Raw genomic sequence first — 16,024 nt, 5'->3', positions numbered from 1 at the left:
GTCGAGTTTTAGCCTTCTTTCGTTTTCTGCGCAAGCGCCTCGGCAGCTTCCTTGAGCCTGTAGCTGCGACCATTGAATTCGAGGAGGTGGCAATGATGCATAAGGCGGTCAAGGATCGTGGTGCTCATCGTGTTGTCGCCAAGATAGGCGCCCCAGTCCTGTACGACGCGATTGGAGGTGACCACCACGCTTCGACGCAACTTGTAGCGCTGATGGATCAGGGTCTGCAATAGTGCGCCGGCGTCGTCGGGGATCGTACGTGAGAGGAACAGGTCGTCGAGCACGAGCAGGTCGCAATCGAGAATGGCACGCAGCCGCGCCTGCCGTTGTTCCTGCGCACTCAGCGCATAACGGTTGAAGAAGTCATCGGTCTCGAGATACTGCACCTTGTGCCCGTGGAGGACGGCCTGATATGCGACGGCCTTCGCCACGTGCGACTTGCCGGTGCCAGGCTTGCCGACAATTAAACCGTTTTCGCCAGCGGCGATGAACTTCAGTGCGTGTAGCTGGAAGCAGGCTTGGCGAGGCAGCTTTGGATTGAACGACCAGTCGAATTCCGTCAGGGTAAGCCTCTCCTCGAGACCCGATTGCTGGTAGCGACGCTCGATGAGGCGCGACTGTCGCCGGTCGAGTTCGTCCTGCAGAATCAGCGCGAAGGTCTCCAGAAATGGTTGCTGGCTCCCTTGGGCCTGCAGCACGCGTGTCTCGAGCGTGTCGCGTACGCCTGACAGACGCAATAGCCTTAGCGCGCGTTCGATGTCCGGTAAGGTGGTGGTCATACGGTTTCTCCCGTCGTGGAGGATCGAGATGTGGCGCTGTGCTGCGCGCCGGCGTCGAAGAGCTCGCTGTATTCGGTTGCGGGCCGGATCAACGGGTGCTCCTGGGTGAGCGGCAAGGCGAGTTGGGGCGCCCGATCGAGGCGCTCAAGTGCCTGTTCGAACAGCCGTTCGACAACGGTGCGCACCTGCCGGTAGCGATACAGGTGATGATGCAGCGCGTGGTCGCAGGCTTGCTCGACGAGCCAGGCGGGATACTTCTTCGCCAGCGCGACGATGCCCCACATGCCGCGATGTCCGACGCGTCCTTCGGCGTCGAACAGATGCTGGCAAAGTGCCTTCGTTTGTGGGCCGATGTCGCCGGCGCTAGCGAGCGCCAGGCTCGTCTGGCGCGACGGATTGAACGGTCGCTCGCTCTCGGGCAATTCGAGTGAACCGGGCTGCGTGTGGCGTGGATGGGTGCGCAGCAACTCCTGAGTGCGCCGGTCGCGGATCTCAATCGTGGTGTCGTAGATGCGCACGCTGACGAGGCTGCCGATGGGCGCAGGGCGCGCCGCATAGTTGCTGCGCTCGATACTTACTGTGGTGTCGTCCCAGACGGTGCGTACGACTTCGGTGAAGTAGCGGAACGCGGTGGCCGGCAGCGGCCGCAGATGTGGCTTCTCCTCCTGGAACATCGCTTCGACCTGCCGCCGCGCTCTGCCGTGGATGCGCCTGGCTGCCCAGTTCTCCTCCCAATGCATAAGGAATTCGTTCTGAGCTTCGAGTGATTCGAAACGCCGGCCGGTGAGCGCGGTGTTCTGCGTGTGTTGGATCGCGTTCTCTACGGTGCCCTTTCGATTCGGGTCTCGTACGCGAGCAGGGTCGGCCACGACGCCGTAATGCTCAAGCATCGCCGCATAGAGCCGGTTCAGCTCCGGCTCATATAGGTCGGGGGTGATGACACCTTCCCGGAGGTTATCGAGGACGACGTAACTCACGCTGCCACCGAAGTACCGGAAGGCGTCCTCATGTAGTTGCGCCCAAACCTGCTTGCTCGACTTCCAGACCACTTGCCGGAAGCTGCGCCGCGAATAGCGTAGCGTCATGACGAACAAGCGCGGGCGCCGATACCGGCCCGTCCTCGGATCACGCGTCGGCGCGCCCTCACCATAATCGACTTGAGCTTCCTCAGCCGGAGCAAACTCGAGGCGGTCAAACTGCTCGGGATCGACGTGCCGGAGGGCGCGCACAAAGCGTTTGACGCTGTCGTAGCTCGCAGTAAAGCCGAACTGGTCGACCAGATCCTGGTAAATCGCTTGGGCATTGCGCTTCAAGCGTATCTGCTGCTCAATCCACTCGCGATAGGGTTCGCTGGCGGAACGGGCGAAATTGAACGGTTTGACCGGTGCGACGATCCGAGAAGCCGGCGGGCGCGAAAGTGAAGGAGTTTGCGGTGGAGGAATTTGCGCGCCCACCGGCTCCGCCATGCCGGCGGGCGCGGGGGTGGAGGAATTTGCGTCGCCCGTGACTCGCTGCGATTCAAAGATCGACTGATAGCGGCGGATCGTCTTGCGGTCGATCCCCGTGACCTCGTGGATCTTGCGCTGACTTGCCCCGCGTTCGAGCAGCGTGAATATCGTGGCTTGGAGATGCTGCTTCAAGACGTTCACCTCTCGGTCTCCTTCATGCCTGAAGGAGAAGAAAATAAACGTCCTGCGATGTCGCTACCGGCTACTCAACCGGGGGCGCGGGGTGGAGGAATTTGAAGCGCCCATCCCCGGAGGAATTTGGGTGCCCGCCGGGGGCAGCGCGAACTCAAACGCAAGGAGAAGGCGCTGGCTGAAGCTGCGGCGCTGTTGGTGCTGCAAAAAAAGCACCGTGCGCTGTTCGGGGGCGAGGCCGAATGACGGTCCCTGAAGAGCGCAAGGCATTGATCGACCTGATCAGCGAGGCGACCCTGGCCGGGGCTCGCCAGGCGCGTGCGTGCAGCATTCTAGGGCTCAGTGCTCGAACGGTTCAGCGCTGGCAGCGCGGCGAACCTGACGCGGTGGACGGGCGCTCGTTACGGCATCACGCGCCGCGTCACAAGCTCTCTGCCGACGAACGCGCCGAGCTTCTGGCGATCGCGAACTCGCCCGAATTCGGTCATCTGCCGCCAAGCCAGATCGTGCCTCGACTGGCAGACCAGCAACGCTATATCGCCTCCGAATCGACGTTCTACCGGGTCCTGAAGGCCGAGAAGCAACTCGCACACCGGCGCAGCGAACGGCCGGCACAGGCACGCAGCAAACCCCGTTCGGTTTGCGCCGATGCACCGAACCAATTGTATAGCTGGGACATCACGTATCTGCCGACCACGGTGAGATTGACCCGCTCCGACGGACAGATTTGCAGTTAAAGATTTGTCGTGGCCCGGCCTCCGTTAAGCGTTGAGTTGCGGGTTGTCCACGGATGGGCAGCGGGTCGCTTCTCACGACCGCGACGCTGCCCGTCGGTGGGCAACTCGCAGGGTGATGCGGTTTTTGTCTTCGCGCTCAGGTTTTCGAATTCGAGCGGTGAACAATAGCCGATGCTGCTATGCAGGCGGCGTACGTTGTACCAGCCTTCCAAGAAGGAGAAGATGCGCCTCCGTGCTTGTTCATGGGTCGCGAAGTGTTCGCGCGCCAGGAGCTCTGCTTCAAGCGTCCCAAAGAAGGATTCGCACATCGCATTGTCGTACGCGTCGCCGGCTGTACCCATCGACGGTTGCACGCCGGCTTCGCGGCAGCGTTTTCCAAAGGCAATGGATGTGTATTGGGCCCCCTGGTCGGAATGCAAAATCACACCCTCATGACGTCGCTGCTGGAGGGCCATGTCGAGCGCGCGCAACATCAGTTCGGTGTACAAGTGGTTCGACATTGCCCAGCCGACGATGCGCCGGCTGAAGACATCAAGCACCACGGCCAGATAGAGAAAGCCTTCTGTCGTCGGAATGTAGGTGGCATCTGCGACCCACAGTATGTTGGGCCCTTCAGCATTGAAGTGCCGGCGCACGAGGTCCGGCGCACGCCGTGCCCCCGCACGCTGGCGCGTTGTACGGGGCCAGCGCCGTCGGCTTGCTCCCCGTAGGTCCGCGATGCGCATCAGGCGCGCGACTCGCTTGCGTCCCACGTGCACTCCCTCGCGCGCAAGTTGCGCATGGATGCGCGGCGCCCCATACGTACCTCGCGAACTCGCATACAGCGTACGAATGCGCGTCAGTAGCTGAGCATCGCTACGTGACCGCCTTGATGGCTCCCGCACCAGCCACGCGTAGTAACCGCTGGTCGAGACTCCCAGCAGCCGCGCCATCGTAGCAATGGGCCAACGGGCCTGGTTTGCTCTCATGAATCCGTATCCTTCGAGGACACGGCTCCTGTCTCGCGGGCGAACCAGGCTGCGGCGTGAGAGAGAATGTCGCGCTCCGTCTTTAATTGCCGATTCTCGCGGCGCAAACGGGAGAGCTCTTGGCGCTCAGCCGTGGTCAACCCCTCCTGACGCACGCCGGCGTCAATATCCGCCTGCGCCACCCAGTTGATTATCGTCTGCACACTAGGCTCGAACTCTCGCGCAAGCTCCTCGGGTGTTCGCCCCGCCTTCACCAGCTCGACTATGTGAGCCCGGAACTCCGCCGGGTACGGTGCTCGATGCTTGCCCATTTTGGCACCCCCTTTTCCAAAGGATAGGTGTCCGTTTTGGCGGGTCAATCTCAGACCACGGTTCGTGGGCAGTACTTCTACTTGTATCTGTTTCTCGACGTGTTCAGTCGCAAAATTGTCGGCTGGCAGGTGTATGCCGAGGAAAGCAGCGTGCTGGCCAGCGAAGTCCTCAAGGACCTCTGCGCGCGCGAAGCGATACAGCCCGCCCAGGTGATTTTGCATTCGGACAACGGCGGCCCGATGAAAGGCGCGACGATGCTTGCCACCCTTCAGGCGCTGGGCGTCATGCCGTCGCTGAGTCGCCCGGGCGTGAGCAACGACAACCCTTACTCCGAGTCGTTGTTCAAGACCCTAAAGTATCGACCTGCTTATCCGCTCAAGGCATTCGATACCCTGTTTGCCGCGCGCACGTGGGTGGGCGCACTGGTGCGCTGGTACAACGAGGAGCATCGTCACAGCGCGATCCGGTTCGTCACGCCGGCGCAGCGTCATGCCAACCTCGATCAGGACATTCTGGATCGACGCGCGGCGCTCTACGAGTACGCCCGGCAACGCAATCCGCTTCGGTGGAAAGGCCCAACGCGCAACTGGCAACGCGTCGATGCTGTGCACCTGAACCCGGATCGAATCGATAACCAGGGCGGTACCCCACGACGCCCTAACCAGGAGAGAAAGGCAGCCTGAAATTATTCGTTGAGGCGACAACTAGCTTGAAAATTTCCGAAGTCGAAGGTGGCGAGTGTCTTGGTTGGGTCCAGATGCGACTCGGTACGGTGCCGCTCGATACGCCGTTTGGCGCGCTCAGCCAGCTCGTGCTCAAGCAGCGCGCCAAGCAGTCGCGTCGCCTGCCAGCCTTCCTTGTCCGAGCGCTCGGCGAACTCGGGCCACAACCTGCCGATCGTTGGCAAGCGCAGCTCGTTGAGCATCAGGGCCAGGCGGCCACCATCATATGCGGGCGCGTTCATGCTGCCATCTCCTCGAGCAGTTCGTCATAGACGGCAACGGGCGGCATCTGAACATCCACTTCAGGACACGATGCCTCACGGGGTGCGTACTGCTCACGCAGCGCTTTGAGATCGGGCAGCTTGCCGGCTTCCAGCAACACGTCGAGCTGTCCGGCCAATTCTTCATCGTTGTAGTCGTAGTCGAATGACGAAGCCGTCGTAGTGAAGCGCCCGGGGAATCGTGGAGGCGTGGAGGCTGGTTGGTTTAAGTTGATGTTGATGTACGCTAATTTTGCTATTTGGGGGTGCACTAATTCTATGATCGACCTTGATGGGCCGCTTTTGAGTTTGTGCCGGTATTTGCTCACCAGCACAAGCAACCGATCCATGTTACGTACGCGCCGTGCGATTGCTACCGGAAATTGCTCGAGTGTTGCCCGTGCTCCCCAGCCGGACGGGGTTTGGATCCGCGCAAGCCGGTCAGGATTCACGGGTGACTGCCGATTGCGTGGCAAGCGTACCTTCGGATATTGGAGGAAACACGATCCATTCGATGTTGCGAAGGGCGGGGAATGTGCCCAGCTGAGTGAAATCCTATATCTGCGCGACACTTATCTAGTAGCGACTGGCGACATGTCCCAGCCAGCTTCCGAACGCCTCTTCGGACAACGGGCGGGGCGCAACCGGCCACCGACGCAGGTCATTAGACGGCAATGCTGCTCACCTGTTCGAGATGGTCGAGCCGGATCGCTTCTTCGCCGTTGCAATTCGCGCATTCAGCTGCAGCGTTCAGTCTGCGGGAGACTTCACCGGCAAGTCCGATGAATCAGTTTGGAGAGGTATTTTCTACTGCTTCCAATCGCATCCGACTGTACAAATTCTGATTGCAGAATATCGAATCGGCGTCGATATACAAAGGTCGCTTTCAATTGGTGAGCGGCAGGCAGGTGCGTGGGCGCAGTCGCATCGCCTTTTATGGGTGGCGCTGGAAAATCACAGAAATGAAGACTCTCACAATCCGTATGCGCCTCGCGCTTACGATGTCGTTCCTTGCTTTTATGCTGCTACTGGTAGGCGCGGTAGGCCTGTTAGGCATGCAAAAGATCCGTTCTTCGGCCGATGCAATGAGCACGGACCTCTTGCCGTCGACTGCAGCACTGGCTAGCGCTGAAATTCGTCTCGCACGTGCAAGGCTTGTCCTCGATCACGTTGCCATGGAGCCAAACTCACCCGACGCCGCACGGCAGCGCGAGCGCGTGCTAGGCTATCTCGACGGATCAGACAAGGCGTTCGCAGAATACATGTCGTTGCCGCAAGATGCGCAAGAGTCGGGCATGGCTGGCGATCTCGCAGTAAAGCGCAAGGCGCTACGCGAAGCGGTGCTTGCATTCGGTGCTGCACTGGATCGCGCCAACGAGAGCGAGATCCGTCAGGTGGCGATGGTTGCACTGCCTAAGGCTTACGCGGAAATGACGGATGCCTCAAAAGCGTTGCGCGACTATCAGCAGACGTCGGCAGATCATCAACGCATTGAAAACGCGGGCGCTAGTCGTACGGCTGCGGTAGTAGCGATTGCCGCTATTGCCGCTGGTTTGATTGCTGCATTCGCTGGCTGGTTCCTGCTGCGCCGCGCGATCATGACCCCGATCGCAGAAGCGCTTGAGCACTTCGAACACATTTCTGCAGGCGATCTGACGCGCGTTGTCGCCGTGAAGACGCATGATGAAATGGGCCAGCTGCTCTCCGGGGTGGCTTCCATGAAAGACAAGCTTGCCGCAACCGTCCTTACTGTTCGAAGTAGCAGCGAAGCCATTGCGAGCGCGAGCAAGCAAATCGCCGCTGGCAATACTGACTTGTCGTCTCGCACCGAAGAGCAGGCCGCCTCGCTGGAGGAAACGGCCGCGAGCATGGAAGAGTTAAGGAGCGTCTGCACAATGCGTTTCGAGGCGCATGCGACAGGCGTGGACGAAGACTCGTTGTAAACAGTATGCGTTGGAGCTCCACTTTCCCTCGCGCAAGCCTGTCGATTGCTGAATTAGGTCACCACGTCGATGCGGTTAAGAGGTTGTGACTTTTAGCAAGGACATGAAGGCCACGTTCATCTGGCGGCCTCTCTACGAGTGGCGTAGCGCGTTGCGCATCATCCATAGATTGCCCAACGCAAACAACGTAGTGATTTGAGCGGTATTCTTCGCCAGCCCCCGGTATCGCGTCTTCGTGTAGCCAAATTGTCGTTTGAGTATTCGGAAAGGATGCTCAACCTTCGCCCGAATACCAGCCTTCAGCCTTTCAATCTTGTCGTATATCGCGTCGACAGGGTCGTCTAGATTCAGTTTCCTGCGCTTGCTGGGCCGCATTGCAACGTGCCATCGGGCCGAACCCGCTTGCTCACGCTTTTCGATGCCCTGGTATGCGGCGTCGGCATAAACACTCGTCTCCTCCCCGTGCAACAACGCATGTGCCACATTGATGTCGTGCACGTTAGCTGCCGTGCCGATGACCGTGTGAACCAAGCCTGATTCTGCGTCCACGCCCACGTGGGCTTTCATGCCGAAGTACCAGTTGCGGCCTTTCTGAGTCGACTGCATCTCGGGATCGCGTGTGCCCGAGCCGTTCTTGGTCGAGCTGGGCGCCGCGACCAACGTGGCATCGACGGCCGATCCCGCCTTGAGCATCAATCCCTTGTCGCGCAATATCTCATTGACCACCGCCAGGATTTGCGCAGCGATCCCATGTGCTTCGAGCAGGTGCCTAAACCGCAGGATGGTCGTTTCATCCGGGAGGCGGGTCATCGCGCCGTCGAGACCCGCGAACTCCCGATACAGCGGCACATCGTAGAGGGCCTCTTCCATCGCTGGATCCGACAGACTAAACCATTGTTGCAGGAAGTGAATATGCAACATCGTCGCGATTGGAAAAGGAGGACGTCCGGCTTTGCCCTTTGGATAGTGCGGCTCGATCAACTCGATCAATCTTGACCATGGCACCACTCGTCTCATCTCGTCCAAAAACTCCCGCTTACGCGTTCGCTTGGTCGAAAGGTTCAAACCGAGATGAAGTTGCGTCATCACAATGCCTCCATGTCTGTAACGTCAATAGTAGCATTCCTAATCGATGCCATGACAGGGTTACGCAGAGTTTCCTTAACCGCGACCGTTAAGCAGAATTCGGAAAACGCTCAGCAAGCGAGCGGACTGGCAGACAACGCAAACGCCGTCGCCAACGAGGGCAGCGCCATCATCGGTCAGGTGATACAAACGATGGATGGGATCGAGCAGAGCTCGGGCAAGATCGCCGAAATCATCGGGATCATCGAAGGCATCGCATTCCAGACCAACATCCTGGCACTCAACGCTGCCGTGGAAGCTGCACGCGCTGGCGAGCAAGGTCGTGGCTTCGCCGTCGTCGCGAGCGAAGTGCGCAGCCTCGCGCAGCGTTCATCGACCGCCGCGAAGGAAATCAAGGACCTCATTGAAACATCCGGTACCCGAGTCAATGAGGGAACGGAGCTCGTTGCACAAGCTGGAGAGACGATGAAGAAGGTGGGCACCGCGATCCAACGAGTCACCGACATCATGGGCGAGATTGCGTCCGCTTCGAGTGAGCAAACTCGCGGCATCGAGCAGGTGAATCAGGCCATCTCGCAGATGGACGAGGTCACGCAGCAAAATGCCGCCCTGGTTGAAGAAGCGGCGGCAGCGGCCGGCTCGATGGAAGACCAAGCGAAGCAACTGACCGCAGCTGTGGGCGTCTTTCGTACCGGTCAGACGTTCACGTCATCGCCGGTAGTCAACAGCGTGGTCGCGGCGAAGCGTGCGCCGACGCCCGCGCCAGCACGAACGGCGACGCGTCCGGCCAAGCCGCCGATTGAGCGCATCGGTGATCGCTTCTGCTAATGGCGACTGGTCGGCCTTCTAGTCAAAGCGTCGCATGAGTAAGAAGCCGCGGCGTGCTGCGGCATGTTTTCCTTTGACCCGCCGTCGCGCCTCCCTACGAGAGCAACCGACCGTCGACACGCTGCACTCAATGACGCAAATCGCACCGTTCCGGCCAGCGCTGTAGCCGTGGGCGCAGTAATTTGGAGATGCGCCTTGACTGACGCAACACGCGCTCTGCCTGGTGTCGCAAGAGCGCAGTTCAAATCATTCGCGGCGAACATGCCGCCCTTCTATGCATCAGTAGTGGCGACGGCCTACGCGATGGTGCGCCGCCGAGCGCGAGCGGCCGGCATCGACACGCTGATCGGTAATCACACCTTCCGCGCGACTGGCATCACCGCGTATCTCAAAAACGGCGGTACGCTTGAGAACGCCGCGGTGATGGCGAATCACGCGTCGACCCGCACTACGCAGCTCTACGACCGGCGCCGTGACGACATCAGTTTGGATGAGGTCGAACGGATCCGCCTTTAACACCGGATCCGCTTGCGTCGCATTGTCCACTATCGTCAAATTCTTAATCGCGCGGCCTTCGGCGGTGCGGTCGAAGACGAAATCCATCGACCACATCTGGTTGGCCGCTGACGGCCGGCCCAAGGGCTGACGCTCAGAAACCGGCACCTTCTTGCGCTTGCGGCGACGTACTTGCAGGTTCTCGCGGGCGTACAGCCGTTCCACACGCTTGTGATTGACGACCAGACCTGATTGGCGCAGCTTCAAATAAACCATGCCCGAGCCGTACCGTCGATGTCGCTGCGCGAGCGCCACGATCTGCTCGCGCAGGGCCTCATTCCTATCCGCTGCTGCCGCGTACCGATAGGAGCTCGCACTCATGCCTATCACCCGCAGCGCGTGTCGCTCGCTCAAGCCGCCGTGGGTCATGTGGCGCACCAAGTCTCGGCGTGACGGTGCGCTTACCATTTTTTTCGTAACGCCTCACGGGTCACCTCATTTTCCCCCCGGCGTCAGACTAGTTGTCGCCTCTGAACTTTCTTATCGAGAAGAGTCAGAGGTACAGGGTGAAGGCGAAACAAACGTATTCTGTTGAATTTAAGGAACAGGCGCTGTCGAAGGTCCTGCAGCGCGGCCCCCGAACGGTTGGAGCAGTGGCCGACGAATTGAACGTGAACGTACTGACGTTAAGGAAGTGGATGAGAGGCGCCGCCGCCGCGAAGCGGAGCTCGGGCTCCGAACACGCAAGACGTCCGGAAGACTGGTCGCTGGAAGAACGGCTGATGGCCTTGCAGGAGAGCCACGGGTTGGTCGACGAAGCGTTGAACAGCTGGTGTCGCGAGCGCGGCCTGTTCGCACATCATCTCGCGCAGTGGCGAGCGGATTTTTGCACGGTCGGTGGAACCGGTAGTCGGCGCGAGAGCGCCACGGAAGTCCGGGATCTGAAGCAGGCCAATTTCGAGCTGCAGCGCGAACTCAAACGCAAGGAGAAGGCGCTGGCTGAAGCTGCGGCGCTGTTGGTGCTGCAAAAAAAGCACCGTGCGCTGTTCGGGGGCGAGGCCGAATGACGGTCCCTGAAGAGCGCAAGGCATTGATCGACCTGATCAGCGAGGCGACCCTGGCCGGGGCTCGCCAGGCGCGTGCGTGCAGCATTCTAGGGCTCAGTGCTCGAACGGTTCAGCGCTGGCAGCGCGGCGAACCTGACGCGGTGGACGGGCGCTCGTTACGGCATCACGCGCCGCGTCACAAGCTCTCTGCCGACGAACGCGCCGAGCTTCTGGCGATCGCGAACTCGCCCGAATTCGGTCATCTGCCGCCAAGCCAGATCGTGCCTCGACTGGCAGACCAGCAACGCTATATCGCCTCCGAATCGACGTTCTACCGGGTCCTGAAGGCCGAGAAGCAACTCGCACACCGGCGCAGCGAACGGCCGGCACAGGCACGCAGCAAACCCCGTTCGGTTTGCGCCGATGCACCGAACCAATTGTATAGCTGGGACATCACGTATCTGCCGACCACGGTTCGTGGGCAGTACTTCTACTTGTATCTGTTTCTCGACGTGTTCAGTCGCAAAATTGTCGGCTGGCAGGTGTATGCCGAGGAAAGCAGCGTGCTGGCCAGCGAAGTCCTCAAGGACCTCTGCGCGCGCGAAGCGATACAGCCCGCCCAGGTGATTTTGCATTCGGACAACGGCGGCCCGATGAAAGGCGCGACGATGCTTGCCACCCTTCAGGCGCTGGGCGTCATGCCGTCGCTGAGTCGCCCGGGCGTGAGCAACGACAACCCTTACTCCGAGTCGTTGTTCAAGACCCTAAAGTATCGACCTGCTTATCCGCTCAAGGCATTCGATACCCTGTTTGCCGCGCGCACGTGGGTGGGCGCACTGGTGCGCTGGTACAACGAGGAGCATCGTCACAGCGCGATCCGGTTCGTCACGCCGGCGCAGCGTCATGCCAACCTCGATCAGGACATTCTGGATCGACGCGCGGCGCTCTACGAGTACGCCCGGCAACGCAATCCGCTTCGGTGGAAAGGCCCAACGCGCAACTGGCAACGCGTCGATGCTGTGCACCTGAACCCGGATCGAATCGATAACCAGGGCGGTACCCCACGACGCCCTAACCAGGAGAGAAAGGCAGCCTGAAATTATTCGTTGAGGCGACAACTAGCTTGAAAATTTCCGCTCATACGTGTGCTCGGCACGGCTTCGACCTTCGGGCAGTACGCCGCGTGCGAGGGTCTCAACCTGGTAAAGCGCCTTGAAGTATTCGAGCGCCTTGCGTGCGCGGCCGTCGGGTTTCCTGTGAGCCTTGTACGCCTCATCAAACCCGCGGCGCGCGTGAGCCATGCATCCGAGATGGGTCACACCTTCCAGCGGAAATTTTCAAGCTAGTTGTCGCCTCAACGAATAATTTCAGGCTGCCTTTCTCTCCTGGTTAGGGCGTCGTGGGGTACCGCCCTGGTTATCGATTCGATCCGGGTTCAGGTGCACAGCATCGACGCGTTGCCAGTTGCGCGTTGGGCCTTTCCACCGAAGCGGATTGCGTTGCCGGGCGTACTCGTAGAGCGCCGCGCGTCGATCCAGAATGTCCTGATCGAGGTTGGCATGACGCTGCGCCGGCGTGACGAACCGGATCGCGCTGTGACGATGCTCCTCGTTGTACCGTAAGCGCGAATTTATGCGCACATAGCGTCTGGGTTCGGAGCAAGGCAAGCTGCGTCCACTGATATTCTGTGGACACACCCATGACTCAAACAGGTCCAGATACGGCGCTTCTCGCCGTTACCCTAGTCGGGCGCGACGGCAAGCGTCGCTACGACTCCCAATCCAAACTTAGGCTCATCGAGGCCTGCCTGCAACCTGGTGTTTCAGTGGCCGGATTGGCGCTCAAAGCCGGCGTCAACGCGAATCTGCTGCGCCGATGGATCAAGCTGCATGAGCAACGCCGCCGCGCCGCGGGGGCGCCGGATATTGTCGATGATGCGACGACACTCGCCGTGCCGTCGGCATTTGTGATGGTCCGCGAGGCTGGCCGCAGTGGGGTCGTTGAGCGGACCAGCATCTCAAAGCCCGACTCCGAGCCTGTGGGCACAAATCCGGCCTTGCGCTCGCAACTGACGGTGGAGATGCCCAACGGAGTGACGCTGCGGCTGGACTGCACAGCCGGCGATGCGTCGCTGGTATCGGCCATGATCGAGAGTCTGGGACGCTGCGATGTTCAGACTCGACGCTAGACTCAAGGTGTATGTTCATCGCGAAGCCGTCGATTTCAGGAAGTCGATCAACGGACTCGCCGCCCTGGTAGAACAGGCAGGGCTGGACCCGTTTGCGCCAGCGCTATTCGCGTTCAGCAACCAGCGCCACAATCGCATTAAGTTGCTTGGCTGGGACGGCAACGGCTTCTGGCTGATGATGAAGCGTCTCGAAGAAGACCGCTTCGCCTGGCCACGCCGGCAGCAGGCCGTGATGGAATTGACCGCCGAGCAACTGCACTGGTTGCTTGAGGGGATTGATATCGACGCAGTACGTCGTCATCCTGCGCGACAGTATCGACACACGGGTTGACGCATCCGTGACCCTTGAACTGGCCTCGTCGTTACAACTTCCGTAAACCCACGCGCCCGGCGATTTCGCTAAGGTAAGGGTCATGTCAGCCCCCGATTCCACCGCCGGTCTGCCGCCCGAAGTGCTCGCCTACATCCGCGAGCTCGAGGCAAGCAACCGGGACTTGAAGGCACGCGTCGAGCAACTCGAGGAGCTGTTTCGCCTCGCGCAACTCAAGCGCTTCGCGCCGAGCAGCGAGAAGCTCAAGGATCGCGTGTTCGACGAAGCCGAGCAGGTCGCCGCGGTGGAACCTGTCGAAGACGATCCGGACGGTGTCTTCGCGTTGCCCGCCACCAGCCTGCCTGCCGTGGATGCTCCACCCCATCAGAAGCGCGGTCGCAAACCACTGCCCGCCGATCTGCCCCGCACCCGTATCGAATACGACCTGCCCGAAGACCAAAAGGTCTGCCCGTGCTGCAAGGGCGCGATGCACCGGATGGGCGAGCAGACCTGTGAGCAGTTGCATATCGAGCTCAAGGCATCGGTATTGCAACACGTGCGCTTCAAATATGCGTGTCGCCATTGCGAGCGCCACGCCGAACATACGCCGGTTGTGATCGCTTCCATGCCGACGCAGCCGCTGCCAGGAAGCAACGCGAGCCCGGCAATGATCGCTACGGTGATGACGGCCAAATACGCGGACGGCACACCGCTGTATCGCATGGAAGAGGCGCTGACTCGCTCGAACATTGCGGTCAGTCGCGGTACGCTGGCACACTGGATTATCCGTCCCGCCGAGCTGCACCTGTCCCGTCTGTATGAAGCGATGCGCAGAACACTGCTTGCGCAGTCCCTGCTTCATGGCGACGAGACGACAGTGCAGGTGCTCAAGGAAGACGGCAAGACAGCGCAGAGCAAGTCGTACATGTGGGTGTATCGCAGCGCCAAAGACAGTACCGAACCGGTCGTGCTGTTCGAATATCAGCCAGGACGCGGGCAGCAATATCCGCAGGCCTTTCTGGGCGGCTACGCCGGAACGCTGATGACCGACGGGTACAGTGCGTGGCGCACGCTGGAAGGTGTGACCCATCTCGGATGCATGGCTCACGCGCGCCGCGGGTTTGATGAGGCGTACAAGGCTCACAGGAAACCCGACGGCCGCGCACGCAAGGCGCTCGAATACTTCAAGGCGCTTTACCAGGTTGAGACCCTCGCACGCGGCGTACTGCCCGAAGGTCGAAGCCGTGCCGAGCACACGTATGAGTTGCGCCAGGCGCACAGCGTGCCTCTGCTGGAGGCGTTCAAAATCTGGCTCGATGAACAGGCGTCGCAAGTGCTGCCTGAAAGTCTGACCGGCAAGGCTATCAGCTACACACGCAATCAGTGGGCATACCTGCGACGCTATGTCGATGATGGGGTCTCACCCATCGACAACAATCTGCTCGAGCGCGACATCCGCCCATTTACGACCGGAAGAAAGGCATGGCTGTTCAGCGACACAGTCGCTGGCGCGAAGGCCAGTGCGATCATCTACAGCTTGATGCTGACGTGCCGTGCATGCGGAGTCGAGCCGTATGCCTATCTGCTGCGCGTGCTGACCGAGCTGCCGCAGCGCTCAGCGGATGCCGATATCCGGGACCTGCTCCCATTCAACTTCACGAAGCGGAACGACGAATCCGCGTCAACGTGATCGAGCGCAGATTATTCAGTGGTCCGCCGTGGTGCGTGTTAATTCGCGCTTACGTTGTACCAGCGCACCAGTGCGCCCACCCACGTGCGCGCGGCAAACAGGGTATCGAATGCCTTGAGCGGATAAGCAGGTCGATACTTTAGGGTCTTGAACAACGACTCGGAGTAAGGGTTGTCGTTGCTCACGCCCGGGCGACTCAGCGACGGCATGACGCCCAGCGCCTGAAGGGTGGCAAGCATCGTCGCGCCTTTCATCGGGCCGCCGTTGTCCGAATGCAAAATCACCTGGGCGGGCTGTATCGCTTCGCGCGCGCAGAGGTCCTTGAGGACTTCGCTGGCCAGCACGCTGCTTTCCTCGGCATACACCTGCCAGCCGACAATTTTGCGACTGAACACGTCGAGAAACAGATACAAGTAGAAGTACTGCCCACGAACCGTGGTCGGCAGATACGTGATGTCCCAGCTATACAATTGGTTCGGTGCATCGGCGCAAACCGAACGGGGTTTGCTGCGTGCCTGTGCCGGCCGTTCGCTGCGCCGGTGTGCGAGTTGCTTCTCGGCCTTCAGGACCCGGTAGAACGTCGATTCGGAGGCGATATAGCGTTGCTGGTCTGCCAGTCGAGGCACGATCTGGCTTGGCGGCAGATGACCGAATTCGGGCGAGTTCGCGATCGCCAGAAGCTCGGCGCGTTCGTCGGCAGAGAGCTTGTGACGCGGCGCGTGATGCCGTAACGAGCGCCCGTCCACCGCGTCAGGTTCGCCGCGCTGCCAGCGCTGAACCGTTCGAGCACTGAGTCCTAGAATGCTGCACGCACGCGCCTGGCGAGCCCCGGCCAGGGTCGCCTCGCTGATCAGGTCGATCAATGCCTTGCGCTCTTCAGGGACCGTCATTCGGCCTCGCCCCCGAACAGCGCACGGTGCTTTTTTTGCAGCACCAACAGCGCCGCAGCTTCAGCCAGCGCCTTCTCCTTGCGTTTGAGTGTACGCGATCCACGAACGACGCCCCTCGGAGTAAGGTGGA

10 protein-coding genes and 9 pseudogenes are annotated in these 16,024 nt (G+C 60.5%); 9 read left to right on the top strand and 10 right to left on the bottom strand.

Translation table 11 applies throughout. The features are described 5' to 3' along the window. Window positions 1-8 precede the first annotated feature (8 nt). Together istB and istA are read right to left on the bottom strand one after the other, a co-directional pair. Window positions 9-779 carry an IS21-like element helper ATPase IstB gene (istB, locus tag LDZ27_RS28365; protein WP_244815404.1) on the bottom strand — a complete coding sequence of 257 codons (771 nt, stop codon included), beginning with the start codon at window positions 777-779 and terminating at the stop codon, window positions 9-11. After that, window positions 776-2,464, bottom strand: a complete 1,689-nt coding sequence (gene istA / locus LDZ27_RS28360; protein WP_370653521.1) for an IS21 family transposase — start codon at window positions 2,462-2,464, stop codon at window positions 776-778. Before istA ends, istB begins: the two co-directional genes overlap by 4 nt. A gap of 197 nt (window positions 2,465-2,661) precedes the next feature. On the opposite strand from istA, the gene LDZ27_RS28355 reads away from it, so the two are divergent. Then, window positions 2,662-3,156, top strand: coding sequence for a helix-turn-helix domain-containing protein (locus tag LDZ27_RS28355; RefSeq protein WP_244818642.1), 495 nt, complete (start codon window positions 2,662-2,664; stop codon window positions 3,154-3,156). A gap of 143 nt (window positions 3,157-3,299) precedes the next feature. Here the strand turns inward: LDZ27_RS28355 and LDZ27_RS28350 are convergent. Then, window positions 3,300-4,435: pseudogene (locus LDZ27_RS28350) on the bottom strand (IS3 family transposase); the annotation flags it as partial. Window positions 4,436-4,489: 54 nt separating this feature from the next. Here LDZ27_RS28350 and LDZ27_RS28345 point away from each other — a divergent pair. Then, window positions 4,490-5,119 (top strand): annotated as a pseudogene (locus LDZ27_RS28345) (transposase); the annotation flags it as partial. A gap of 38 nt (window positions 5,120-5,157) precedes the next feature. Here the strand turns inward: LDZ27_RS28345 and LDZ27_RS28340 are convergent. Together LDZ27_RS28340 and LDZ27_RS28335 are read right to left on the bottom strand one after the other, a co-directional pair. Continuing rightward, a pseudogene (locus LDZ27_RS28340) lies at window positions 5,158-5,400 on the bottom strand (ATP-binding protein); the annotation flags it as partial. Next, entirely contained in the window at window positions 5,397-5,768 is a 372-nt protein-coding gene (locus LDZ27_RS28335) for a hypothetical protein (protein ID WP_244818641.1), read from the bottom strand. The pseudogene LDZ27_RS28340 and the gene LDZ27_RS28335, both read right to left, overlap by 4 nt. Before the next feature lie 495 nt (window positions 5,769-6,263). On the opposite strand from LDZ27_RS28335, the gene LDZ27_RS28330 reads away from it, so the two are divergent. Next, window positions 6,264-7,361 (top strand): Tar ligand binding domain-containing protein, encoded by a 1,098-nt coding sequence (locus tag LDZ27_RS28330; protein WP_244818727.1) that lies wholly within the window; start codon window positions 6,264-6,266, stop codon window positions 7,359-7,361. Between the two features lie 132 nt (window positions 7,362-7,493). On the opposite strand, the gene LDZ27_RS28325 is transcribed toward LDZ27_RS28330, so the two are convergent. Further along, a complete protein-coding gene (locus LDZ27_RS28325) occupies window positions 7,494-8,447 on the bottom strand; it encodes an IS5 family transposase (protein WP_244816423.1) in 954 nt (317 codons plus the stop codon). A gap of 75 nt (window positions 8,448-8,522) precedes the next feature. Between LDZ27_RS28325 and LDZ27_RS28320 the strand changes: the two are divergent. Together LDZ27_RS28320 and LDZ27_RS28315 are read left to right on the top strand one after the other, a co-directional pair. Continuing rightward, a pseudogene (locus LDZ27_RS28320) lies at window positions 8,523-9,275 on the top strand (methyl-accepting chemotaxis protein); the annotation flags it as partial. 288 nt (window positions 9,276-9,563) lie between these two features. Further along, window positions 9,564-9,791: pseudogene (locus LDZ27_RS28315) on the top strand (tyrosine-type recombinase/integrase); the annotation flags it as partial. A gap of 15 nt (window positions 9,792-9,806) precedes the next feature. Here the strand turns inward: LDZ27_RS28315 and LDZ27_RS28310 are convergent. Then, window positions 9,807-10,273 (bottom strand): annotated as a pseudogene (locus LDZ27_RS28310) (IS3 family transposase); the annotation flags it as partial. Window positions 10,274-10,336: 63 nt separating this feature from the next. Here LDZ27_RS28310 and LDZ27_RS28305 point away from each other — a divergent pair. Continuing rightward, a protein-coding gene (locus tag LDZ27_RS28305) for an IS3 family transposase (RefSeq protein ID WP_244814132.1) occupies window positions 10,337-11,913 on the top strand; the annotation gives its coding sequence in 2 pieces (ribosomal slippage) (window positions 10,337-10,805 and window positions 10,805-11,913; 1,578 coding nt in all). Between the two features lie 42 nt (window positions 11,914-11,955). Here LDZ27_RS28305 and LDZ27_RS28300 read toward each other — a convergent pair. Together LDZ27_RS28300 and LDZ27_RS28295 are read right to left on the bottom strand one after the other, a co-directional pair. Continuing rightward, window positions 11,956-12,144 (bottom strand): annotated as a pseudogene (locus LDZ27_RS28300) (transposase); the annotation flags it as partial. Window positions 12,145-12,183: 39 nt separating this feature from the next. Continuing rightward, window positions 12,184-12,432: pseudogene (locus tag LDZ27_RS28295) on the bottom strand (IS3 family transposase); the annotation flags it as partial. Between the two features lie 83 nt (window positions 12,433-12,515). Here LDZ27_RS28295 and LDZ27_RS28290 point away from each other — a divergent pair. From LDZ27_RS28290 to LDZ27_RS28280, 3 genes are all read left to right on the top strand, one after another. Then, complete coding sequence (locus LDZ27_RS28290) at window positions 12,516-13,004, top strand: transposase (protein ID WP_244817428.1); 489 nt, start codon at window positions 12,516-12,518, stop codon at window positions 13,002-13,004. Then, window positions 12,985-13,335 (top strand): IS66 family insertion sequence element accessory protein TnpB, encoded by a 351-nt coding sequence (gene tnpB, locus LDZ27_RS28285; protein ID WP_244817429.1) that lies wholly within the window; start codon window positions 12,985-12,987, stop codon window positions 13,333-13,335. The genes LDZ27_RS28290 and tnpB overlap by 20 nt, the downstream gene beginning before the upstream one ends. Window positions 13,336-13,417: 82 nt before the next feature. Next, the gene (locus tag LDZ27_RS28280; RefSeq protein WP_244817430.1) at window positions 13,418-15,004 is read left to right on the top strand and encodes an IS66 family transposase; all 1,587 of its coding nucleotides are present in this window, start codon (window positions 13,418-13,420) and stop codon (window positions 15,002-15,004) included. Between the two features lie 53 nt (window positions 15,005-15,057). Here LDZ27_RS28280 and LDZ27_RS28275 read toward each other — a convergent pair. Next, window positions 15,058-15,989: pseudogene (locus tag LDZ27_RS28275) on the bottom strand (IS3 family transposase); the annotation flags it as partial. Window positions 15,990-16,024: the final 35 nt, after the last annotated feature.

It is taken from the genome of Caballeronia sp. Lep1P3, from assembly GCF_022879595.1.
In the GTDB taxonomy this organism is placed as follows: Bacteria; Pseudomonadota; Gammaproteobacteria; order Burkholderiales; family Burkholderiaceae; genus Caballeronia.
Note: the sequence above shows the minus strand (reverse complement) of the source record. Positions and strands in the feature narration are given on the sequence as shown.

Bases quoted from the DNA above. Each gene is read 5' to 3' on its own strand.
- tnpB (WP_244817429.1), top strand. From the start codon at position 12,985: ATGTTCAGACTCGACGCTAGACTCAAGGTGTATGTTCATCGCGAAGCC.
- LDZ27_RS28335 (WP_244818641.1), bottom strand. From the start codon at position 5,768: ATGGATCGGTTGCTTGTGCTGGTGAGCAAATACCGGCACAAACTCAAA.
- LDZ27_RS28280 (WP_244817430.1), top strand. From the start codon at position 13,418: ATGTCAGCCCCCGATTCCACCGCCGGTCTGCCGCCCGAAGTGCTCGCC.
- LDZ27_RS28355 (WP_244818642.1), top strand. From the start codon at position 2,662: ATGACGGTCCCTGAAGAGCGCAAGGCATTGATCGACCTGATCAGCGAG.
- LDZ27_RS28325 (WP_244816423.1), bottom strand. From the start codon at position 8,447: ATGACGCAACTTCATCTCGGTTTGAACCTTTCGACCAAGCGAACGCGT.
- LDZ27_RS28290 (WP_244817428.1), top strand. From the start codon at position 12,516: ATGACTCAAACAGGTCCAGATACGGCGCTTCTCGCCGTTACCCTAGTC.
- istB (WP_244815404.1), bottom strand. From the start codon at position 779: ATGACCACCACCTTACCGGACATCGAACGCGCGCTAAGGCTATTGCGT.